This is a genomic window from Kitasatospora sp. NPDC001159 (assembly GCF_053598235.1).
This window is the reverse complement of sequence record NZ_JBSFJV010000088.1, coordinates 24235-30234: the sequence shown is the minus strand read 5'-3', so window position 1 is coordinate 30234 and position 6000 is coordinate 24235. Positions and strand designations below refer to the sequence as shown.

General features: G+C 72.7%; 7 protein-coding genes. 6 read left to right on the top strand and 1 reads right to left on the bottom strand.

Going from position 1 to position 6000, the window contains the following annotated elements:
- The first annotated feature begins 153 nt into the window (after positions 1–153).
- Both ACWC9T_RS32140 and ACWC9T_RS32135 read left to right on the top strand, forming a co-directional pair.
- Positions 154–1071: a polysaccharide lyase gene (locus tag ACWC9T_RS32140; protein WP_449824572.1), complete on the top strand. Its 918-nt coding sequence runs from the start codon at positions 154–156 to the stop codon at positions 1069–1071.
- On the top strand, positions 1071–1799 hold the full coding sequence (locus tag ACWC9T_RS32135) for a TSUP family transporter (protein WP_449824571.1): 729 nt from the start codon (positions 1071–1073) through the stop codon (positions 1797–1799). Before ACWC9T_RS32140 ends, ACWC9T_RS32135 begins: the two co-directional genes overlap by 1 nt.
- Here ACWC9T_RS32135 and ACWC9T_RS32130 read toward each other — a convergent pair.
- The gene (locus ACWC9T_RS32130) at positions 1777–2193 is read right to left on the bottom strand and encodes an RNA-guided endonuclease InsQ/TnpB family protein (protein ID WP_449824570.1); all 417 of its coding nucleotides are present in this window, start codon (positions 2191–2193) and stop codon (positions 1777–1779) included. The genes ACWC9T_RS32135 and ACWC9T_RS32130 overlap by 23 nt on opposite strands.
- 269 nt (positions 2194–2462) lie before the next feature.
- Between ACWC9T_RS32130 and ACWC9T_RS32125 the strand changes: the two genes are divergently transcribed.
- The 4 genes from ACWC9T_RS32125 to ACWC9T_RS32110 all read left to right on the top strand — a co-directional run bounded on the left by ACWC9T_RS32125 (position 2463) and on the right by ACWC9T_RS32110 (position 5889).
- A complete protein-coding gene (locus ACWC9T_RS32125; protein ID WP_449824569.1) occupies positions 2463–3677 on the top strand; it encodes an MFS transporter in 1215 nt (404 codons plus the stop codon).
- A 150-nt stretch (positions 3678–3827) separates the two neighbouring features.
- Positions 3828–4469: a hypothetical protein gene (locus ACWC9T_RS32120; RefSeq protein WP_449824568.1), complete on the top strand. Its 642-nt coding sequence runs from the start codon at positions 3828–3830 to the stop codon at positions 4467–4469.
- On the top strand, positions 4466–4819 hold the full coding sequence (locus ACWC9T_RS32115) for an ArsR/SmtB family transcription factor (RefSeq protein WP_449824567.1): 354 nt from the start codon (positions 4466–4468) through the stop codon (positions 4817–4819). Before ACWC9T_RS32120 ends, ACWC9T_RS32115 begins: the two co-directional genes overlap by 4 nt.
- A 695-nt stretch (positions 4820–5514) precedes the next feature.
- Entirely contained in the window at positions 5515–5889 is a 375-nt protein-coding gene (locus ACWC9T_RS32110; RefSeq protein WP_449824566.1) for a hypothetical protein, read from the top strand.
- Positions 5890–6000: the final 111 nt, after the last annotated feature.

Sequence of the window (6000 nt, the reverse complement as noted above, 5' to 3'; positions counted from 1 at the left end):
GGGGGGGGATCCGCGCGTACAGCGGTCCCCCCTCCCCACCCCCCCCCCCCCCCCGCACCGCGCGGGCCCGCCCCCCCCCCGCCCCGCCCAACTCCCCCTCGGCGGCGCGTGGGGCATGATCGGTGCGGACCGACCGCCGACCGAGGAGTCCGGATGAACCGCCCCGCGCGTACCGCCGTCCTGGCGACGCTGGCCCTGCTCGCCACCGCCGGCTGCTCGGCCACCCCCGCGCGCGCCCGCGCCCACCCGAGCGCCGCCGCGCCCGCCACCACCGCGCCCGCAGCCCCGGTGGCCCCCGCCCCGAGCAGGGCCGCCGCCTGGAGCGGCCAGTTCCGCGACTACGGCACCGCACAGTGGAAGCACGCCTGGGGCGCCGTCGACCAGGGCTCCTGGGGCGGCGCCGACTTCGCCGCCGTCGACGACCCCACCGCCCCCGGCGGCGGGGTCGCGCTCCAGGTGGCCTACGGCGCCGGCTCCTCCGCCAACACCTGCACCGACTGCCCCAACCCCGGCGGCGGCCAGTTCTACACCGACCTCAACACCCTCGGCCTGCCCGCCCTCGCCCAGGGCCCCACCCTGGACCTCAAGTACGCCGTCAAGTTCCCCACCGGCCGTGACTGGGGCAAGGCCGGCAAGCTGCCCGGCCTGTACGGCGGCCGGATCGGCGAGGAGTCCGGCGGCAACCACGGCAGCGGCTGGTCCACCCGCTACATGTGGCGCACCGCCAAGGGCAGCCCCGACAACGGCGAGGTCTACCTCTACACCCCGAGCAACTCCGGCCCGACCGGCTACGGCGTGGACGAGGGCCTGGGCGACTGGCACTTCCAGGCCGACGGCCGCTGGCACACCGTCGAGCAGCTGGTGAACCGCGGCACCGGCGACATCACCGTCTGGTACGACGGCCGGCAGGTGCACGCCGCCACCGGTACGGCCTCCGGCATCGGCTCGCTCCCCTTCGGCGGCGTGCTGTTCTCCACCTTCTACGGCGGCCACGACACCAGTTGGGGCCCGGCCGGTAACCAGCACGCCTTCTTCGCTGACTTCTCGCTCTCCACCGGCGTCCAGCACTGATGGGCGGCTGGGCCGGCGAAGTGATCCTGGGCCTGGTCGTCCTGGTGGGCGCCTCGGTCCAGCGGCTGGCGGGCATCGGTTTCGCCCTGGTCGCGGCGCCCGTCCTGGTGCTGATGCTCGGCCCGAACAGCGGGGTGACGCTGGCCAACTTCGCCGCCGGGGCCATCAGCGCCGTCGGGCTGGCCGGCAGTTGGCGGCAGGTCCGGCCGACGACCATGCTGCCGCTGCTGATCGCCGCCTCCTGCACCGTCCCGGCCGGTGCCTGGGTGGCGGCGAAGGCACCCACGCCGGAGCTGCTGATCGGCATCGGCCTGCTGGTCAGCGCGGCCTCGTTGCTGGTGATCCGGGGCGTCCGGGCCGCCGCGCTGCGCGGGGTCGGCGGGGCTCTGGTCGCGGGAGCCACCAGCGGATTCATGAACTCGGCCGCCGGGGTGGGCGGCCCGGCGATGTCCCTGTACGCCGTCAACTCCGGTTGGACGGCCCGGGAGTTCGTGCCCAACGCCCAGTTGTACGGTGTGGTGGTGAACGCCTTCTCACTGGCGACCAAAGGACTGCCGGAGCTGAGCGCGCCCGCCTGGGGGCTGGTGGCCGCGGCACTCGCGGGCGGCGCGGTGGTCGGCCGGCTGCTGGCCGCTCGGGTCCCGGAGCACCGGGCCCGGGTGGTAGTGCTGGGGCTGGCCCTGGCCGGCGGGCTGACCACCCTCGTCAAGGGTGTTTCCGGACTCTGACGGCCCGGCTGGGAATGCTCTTCAGCTCCCCGTTCCTCATGCGGAACGCGGAGCGGGTGTAGTGCGCGCACTGCCGGGCGTTGCGGGACTTGAATCGCGGGTACCTGGCCCGCCCGGCGAAGAAGTTCGAGAACGCGGTGTGTTGGTGGCGCAGTGTCTGCTGCAACGGCGCCGACGACACCTCGGAAAGGAACGACAGGTCTTCCGTCTTCTTCCACGCCGTCAGCGTCGCGTCCGTCTGCTTGTACGAGGTGCGCTCGCCCCGCTCGTGGAAGGCCGCGTGACGCTCTGCGAGGGTCTTGTTCCACACCAGGCGCACACACCCGAACGTGCGGCTCAGCAGGGCCGCTTGCCCGGGGTCCGGGTATGCCCGGCACTTGTACGCCGTCCTCACGAACCACACCTTACTTTTGGAGCCGACGCGTGTAAGGCAAACGGTCAGACTCGCTCCAGGGCTACGCTCTCAGAACCGTTTCGGCTCCGCCAGGCCGACTCCTACTGAGCCCCCGATCCCTCCCGGGCCCGATGGCCACGTCTTCCTCTGAAGCCTCTGTGAAAGGGCGGCCAAATCTGTAGCGGTCATGCCATACTGCGTCGGTGACCTCAGCCAGCCTAGCGACACCCCCGCAGCGCAGCAGGCCCCAACTGGGCCGGAAATTCACCATGCTGTGGTCGGCCTCCTCGATCTCAGCGGTGGGCGACGGCATGCGGGACTCCTCGCTGCCGCTGCTCGCACTGACGGTCTCGGACTCCCCGAAGGCCGTCTCCCTGGTCGCGGTGTCCGGCTCGCTGCCCTGGCTGCTGATGGCCCTGTTCGGCGGGGTCATCGCGGACCGCTTCGACCGCCGCCGACTGATGTGGACGATCGACATCGGACGCGCCGTCATCGTGGTCGGCTTCGCGACCTGGGTCTTCCTCTCCACCCCGCCGCTGGCCGCGCTCGCCGTCCTGGCCTTCGTCCTCGGCTGCGGCGAGACGGTGTTCGTCAACGCGGCCACCTCGGCCATCCCGGACGTGGTCCGGCCCGACCAGCTCGACGCCGCCAACGGCCGGCTGCAAGGCGGTCTGCTGGTCGGCCGGATGGCCGGCCCGCTGGTGGGCACCACCCTGTTCGCTCTCGCCGCCGGTTACCCCTTCACGGTGGACGGCCTCTCCTTCGCGGTCGCCGCCTCCCTGGTCTTCCTCACCGGCCGCTCCAGCACCCCCAGGTCGCGGGCCGACCGCCCGGTGATCGCCGACATCCGCGAGGGCGTCCGCTGGCTCTACCAGCACAAGCAGCTGCGCCTGGTCGCGTCCCTGTCCGCCCTGGCCGGCGGCGCCTCCGCACTCGGCATCACCATGCTGGCGCTGCTGGTGACCCGCACCCTGTCCGCCCCGACCTGGGCCTACGGCGCCGTCCTCGCCACCGGCGTGATCGGCGGCACGGCCGCCAGCACCCTGGCCGGCCGGCTCAGCCAGCGAATGGGCCGCCGCGCCCGGATCGCCCTCTCCTTCGTGCTGATGGGCTCGGCGCTGCTGCTGATGGGCCTGAGCCCCTCGGTGGTCCTGGTCGCGGTGCTGTTCGCGGTCGGCAACTTCGGCGTGGTGACCTGGAACGTCCAGGCGATCTCGCTGCGTCAGCAGATCGTGCCGAAGGAACTGCTCGGCCGGGTCAACAGCTGTTACCTGATGCTCACCCGGATCGGCATGCTGATCGGCGCGGGCCTCAGCGGCTGGATCGGCTCCGCCGTCAACGTCCGCACCCCGCTGGTGATCAGCGGCATCCTGCTCCTCGCCGCGCTGTTCGCCCTCCCTCGGATGGGCAACCTGGAGCCCACCCCGGCCCCCGCCGCCGAGGAGCGGCCCGCCGAGGAGCCCGCGGAGCAGACGGCGGACTGACCGGGCCCCTTTCCGCCCCCGCTTCCCCGGACCGCTTCCCCGGACCGCTTCCCCCGCGAGGGGGAGGCGGTTCCTTCCGTCGGCCGAGGTGCGCCGACCGACCCCGCTGCGACGGTGGACACACAGTCCCCACCGCATCGGAGAGCCGCCATGACCGTCCTGGCCCGACCACGGCCGACCACCGGCCGCCTGCGCGCCGCCTGGGCCGCCGCCCACGCCCCCGTCGCCGGCGTGCCGCGCTGGGCCCGGATCGCCGCCCGGGCGGTGCCCTTCACCGTCCTGCCGTCCTGCGCCTGGCGGATCGTCACCTGCACCTTCCACGTCCCGCTGGACGGCGACACGGTCCAGGACTCCGGCAACCTGCCCTGGTGGCTGCCGCTGGAGCTGTACGTCATCGTGCTGTCGGTCGTCTCCGAACTGCTGGCCTTCACCGTCTTCAGCCTGATCTCCCGCTGGGGCGAGGTCTTCCCCCGCTGGCTCCCGCTGCTGCGCGGCCGCCGGGTCCCGGTTTCAGCGGCCGTCATCCCGGCGTCCCTGGGCGCCGCCGCCCTCACCGCCATCACCGTCCTGGTCACCGTCATGGTCTCCACCGGCCGCACCATCCAGGGCCGCCCCCTCCACGACGGCATCCCGGTGTTCTCGGGCGACTGGCACACCGTCGTCCTGGTCGCCTGCTACGGCCCGCTGCTGCTCTGGGGCCCACTGCTGGCCGCCGTCACCGTCGCCTACTGGCGGCGGCGTACGTCGGGTGCGTACGCATGCACGCGACCAGGGCCTACGATGGCCGCATGAGCACCGGCACCGATCTGGCAGATGCGCACTGCTCGCAGCAGCGGGCCGAGGCGAGGCTCGACGTCGCCGCGTCCGTGCTCGCGCTGCTGGCCGACCGGACCAGGCTCGCGCTACTGGAGCGGCTCGGGCGGGGCGAGGCGGATGTGACCACGCTGACCGAGGCGACCGGGGCCGCGCGGCCGTCGGTCAGCCAGCACCTGGCGAAGCTGCGACTGGCCGGGCTGGTCGCGACCCGCAAGGACGGGCGGCGGGTCGTCTACTCGCTCCGGCACGGGCACCTGCGGCGGCTCGTGGACGAGGCGCTGAACGTCGCCGACCACCAGATCGGGCACCTGCCGCCGCATGACTGAGCCCTTGGGCCGCCCCTCACCGGCGGGGGTTCCACCCCATCAACAGGTGCACATATATGCACGCATTAACTATGATGGACGCGCCATCCCCCGCCCCCACCCTCGGCCGGCGGCGCCCCCGACGGCCCGAACCGGCCCATGGGGCGGCCGAATTGGCGGCACATCACGGAGGAACCCAGCCAGGTTCTTGAGGTGTCCATGTCGCACCTTTGGGATCGTTCCAACTCTGGTTAGGGTCCACACCAGCTCCACCGAATCCGGCGCCGCCCGGCCGTCGCGCGGTGCCGTACGAACCTGCCGATTGGACCGCGGCCCTCCGGAGCTGGTTCATGCAGCTGGCCAGGCCCTACCTGTGGATCTGCCCGTACACGCCCGTTCCGGCCGGCTAGCACACCACCACCTACAACGGCTCCTACTGCGGCGGCCTGGGAGCCAGGCTCCTGGTGCGCAACTGATCCCGGCCGCGGCGCGAGGCACCTGAGAGGCACCCGAGGGGCGCCGCCCACCGGACCGGCATGATCCGGCTGGCGGACGACTGAGGCGGGCCCATCGCGCGCCGGGCCCACCTCACCCCAGCCGCCCGGACCGGCCCGGACCGGCTCGCATTCCGGCGCCCTGACGCACCCGGCGGATAATGGCCGGTGCCGCAGGCCGACTGCGCCTACGGCACCGATCGACTGAGAGGCAGAGGGCGGATGACCCTGGAGGAAGGCCGGCGCGTCAGGCTGGCGGAGGACCTCGGGATCGGCGAGGCCGTCGCCGGGGAAACCGGGGCGACCGTCGGGTTCGTCTCGCTGGGAGCCGGGATCGAGGGCACAGTCGAGCGTGTGGACGGGGAACTCCCGGAGAGCGAGGAGGTCCGCGAGTACCAGCGACTCAAGGCGCTGTTCGAGGACTACGGGCACACCATGCCGGTGGCGAGCCGGGAGCGACTGGAGGAGCAGATCGCCGCGCTGGAGCCGGAGTGGGCCGCACATCAGGAGCGGGGCAGCCGGGTGACCGTCCGGGTCCGGCTGGACAACGGCTTCGTCCTCGACGGGGCGCACCAGGACATCCTCACGACACTGTGAGGGAGGACGTCCCCCGACCTGGGAATTGAGCGGGCGTTTACGGCACCCCGGGGAGGCCAAGCCATCACTGGAATCACGGGAGGTGAGTCGATGCCCAGTTGGGGTGGAGGC